Here is a 3,579-nt window from a genome sequence, read left to right on the forward strand (position 1 = left end):
ATGCTTCTTTTTTGTAATCCACATAATCCTAGCGGAAGAGTATGGAATAGAAAAGAAATTGAAAAGATAGGAAATATATGTTTTAAATATGGAATTATGATTATATCTGATGATATTCATTGTGATATAGTTTACAGCCAAAGTAAATACCTTCCACTTATTAAACTTTCTGATCAGTTTAAAGAAATTACGATAATGTGCAGTGCCCCTAGCAAAACATTTAATATTGCAGGACTTGCTACATCTGTAATTATCATTCCAAATGAAAATATAAGAAATATTTTTAATGATGCTTTGGATAAATATGATTTATCAGACGGAAATGTTTTGGGAAATGTTGCTCTTGAAGCTGCTTATACTCATGGTGACCAGTGGCTTGATAATTTGCTTATACATCTTGAAGATAATAGGAATTTTGTTGTAGATTATTTTTTAGATTCAAATATTGAAATCTATCCAATCGTACCTGAAGGTAGTTTTATGATGCTTTTGGATATGAGCGCACTGAATATGTCAGATGAAGATATAAAGAATTTTCTCATATATAAAGCAGGAGTTCTTTTAAATCAGGGAGATACTTTTGGAGATAATACAGAATCATTTGTTAGGTTTAATTTTTCATGTTCAAGGGAAATTTTGAACGAAGGACTTAACCGAATTGCCAGTATATATGGCAGATAGATACGATTAAAACACTTTTGATTAATTTTAGTGTTTTGAATAAATAATTAAAAACTAAAGGAGGAACAAGAAGGACTAAACTGAATTGCCAGCATATGTAGCAAATAGATACGATTAAAACACAATTGATTAATTTTAGTGTTTTAAACAAATAATAAAAAACTTAAGGAGGAACAAGATGGATTTTGTAGGATTAATTAATACTCTTGTAGGATACTTGTGGGGATTTCCACTTCTAGCAGCACTTTTTGGGTCAGGAATTTACTTTACTATAAGAAGTGGATTTTGGCAATTTACTCATCTGGGATATGCAATTAAACAAATTGCCAATTCCTTGAAACCAAAAGATGATAATAGTGGAATGCTTTCATCTTTCGAGGCTGTTGCTACAGCTTTAGGATCAGCAGTTGGTGTTGGAAACATAGCTGGAGTGGCAAGTGCCATAGCATTAGGAGGCCCCGGAGCACTCTTTTGGATGTGGGTTTCAGCCTTAGTCGGTATGGCTACCAAGATGGTTGAAATTACACTAGCATTGCATTATAGAGAGAAAAATAAAAATGGTGATGCATTTGGTGGACCCACGTATTACATGGAAAAAGGATTTAAGGAGAAAAAGTATATTGGCTGGAAAGTTTTAGCTTCAGTATTTGGCTTTGGTATACTAAGTGATTATTTTCTTGGAATGTCTGCTTATACAGTTTCAGAAGCGGTATCTTCAGTATTTGGCATAAATCAAATTATGGTTGCTGCAGTATTTGCCATTGCTTTGACAGCGGTTGTTCTAGGAGGAATAAAAAGATTAGGGAAAGTTTTATCTATAGTTGTTCCTGTTATGTGTATTGCATATTTGATTGCAGGAATTACAATTATTCTTAAGGATGTAGCCTCTCTTCCAGCTACTTTTTCTTTAATATTCCAAAGTGCTTTAAAACCTTCTGCCGCTGTAGGTGGGTTTGCCGGTGCTAGCGTAGCACTTGCATTTAGAACAGGACTTGCAAGAGGTGTGTATTCTAATGAAGCTGGATGGGGCACTGCAGCAATGATACATTCAACTGCAAAGGTAGATCATCCTGTTGAACAGGGAGTAATGGGAGTTGTAGAAGTTTTTATAGATACACTAATTGTGTGTACAGTTACAGGACTTGTAATAATAAATACAGGCGCATGGTCTTCTGGACTTACAGCAGCTCCACTGGCAATTAAAGCATTTGAAATCGGTCTTGGTAGTGTAGGTCCGATGATATTGGTTCTTGCAATATTCCTGCTTGGTTGGACTTCTGTTACTGCAAAATATACTAATTATGAGATTGTATTGAGACATACATTTGGAGTCAATGAAAAAACTCTTAAAATAATACTTATGCTTTTCAGGTGTTGTGTAGCAATTCCTGGACTCATGCTCACTCTTATTAAAGTAAAATTTGATATATCTTCATCGGTAATATGGCTATTTGCAGATCTTGTAACGGGACTTCCAACACTAGTAAATATTATTGCACTTCTAATGCTTAGTGGGAAATTCTTTGAACTTTTAAAAGACTACAATGATAAGAATTTTGGAAAGCTTAAAGACAATGAGGAAAAGTCGTCAGTCAAACTTTTCTACGAAGATAAGGATGTTATATAAAAGAGAACAATAACTAGAGGCTGATTGGAAATAATGAAATTCAGCATCGAAGCAAACAAATAACAAAACCCGCTAGATATACAGCTTCATAGAAGTCTGAAATCCTAGCGGGTTTTGTTTGTGTGTATAGTCGATAGCGATACTGTCATCTTCTATAAAACCGATAGTTTGACCAATTGGGTAAGGGAGTTGTTGACAGCGTAAACAAGCTTGTCCTTTGGAAAAACCTTTAGAGAGTATAATACAACAGCCAGAATTCCTGGGAATTCTGGCTGTTTATATTCTTGTTTAATAAGTTTCAAATCTTTATTTTAGAGTCTAATTGTACCTTGCCATGAAGAACAGTTCGTCAACTTCAAGAGCTGCCTCTGTAAGCTTCTTGAATTGGTTCTGGTCGATTTCTGATGTCTTAATTATATAATATTCCCTGAAGTGGATTTCTTCCTCCATTACACCTTTGAAGATGTTTTCAATATTCTTGACAATTTCCTTGTCTTCGGAATGAATCCTTGCATAATACTTTCCTGAAAGAAGAGTTCCATCGTATTCAACAGACTTGTCGAAATCAGAAGGATAGCTTGCATGACTTCCTGTTGCGACATCGATGATGTCCTGAACCACTGCATTAGCTGTTGGGAATTTTCCAGCACCCTGTCCGTAGAACTTGAGGTTGCCAATTGTTTCGCCTGTCAGTGAAGCAATATTGAAGTTGTCGTTTACGCTTCCTGTTATTTCACCTTTTTCAAAAAGTACAGGTTCAACACTTGCGCAGTACTTCCCGTCTTTTTTCACTGAATTAGCAATCATCTTCAGTATAAGATCATTTTTCTTGTAATAGTCTATGTCGTCTTTTGTTACATTTCTTATACCGAATGAATAGATGTCCTCAAGGGAAACTATTGATTCATATGCAATTGAAGACAGTATACTGATTTTATTCTTAATGTCTCCGCCATCAATGTCAGCAGAAGGATCTGCCTCTGCATATCCTTTGCTTTGTGCAAGTCTTAGAATATTATCGAATTCAAAGTTGTTTTCATACATGTTATAAAGTATGAAGTTTGTTGTTCCATTTAGTATGCCGTCAAGTTCTGTAACCTGATCAATCCTCATAGCCTGCTTTAGAGACTTGATGATTGGAATTCCACCACCAACGCTTGCTTCATAAAGAAGTACAGCATTGTTTTCTTCTGCAAGCTTGTTGAAGTCATTAAGATGCTTTGCCACAACAGCCTTATTGGCAGTTACAACATGTTTTCCAGATGATAAAG

General features: G+C 35.2%; 3 protein-coding genes. 2 read left to right on the plus strand and 1 reads right to left on the minus strand.

The annotated features are described in order from the left end of the window. The coding region (locus AC3AX0_RS09310; RefSeq protein WP_487550020.1) for a MalY/PatB family protein at positions 1-681 on the plus strand (681 nt) is incomplete at its 5' end. A 178-nt stretch (positions 682-859) separates the two neighbouring features. Continuing rightward, entirely contained in the window at positions 860-2,308 is a 1,449-nt protein-coding gene (locus AC3AX0_RS09315) for an alanine/glycine:cation symporter family protein (RefSeq protein WP_487550021.1), read from the plus strand. Positions 2,309-2,626: 318 nt separating this feature from the next. Here the strand turns inward: AC3AX0_RS09315 and AC3AX0_RS09320 are convergent. Beyond that, a partial coding sequence (locus tag AC3AX0_RS09320) for a homoserine dehydrogenase (protein ID WP_487550022.1) occupies positions 2,627-3,579 on the minus strand: 953 nt, incomplete at its 5' end.

It is taken from the genome of Dethiosulfatibacter sp., from assembly GCF_983023055.1.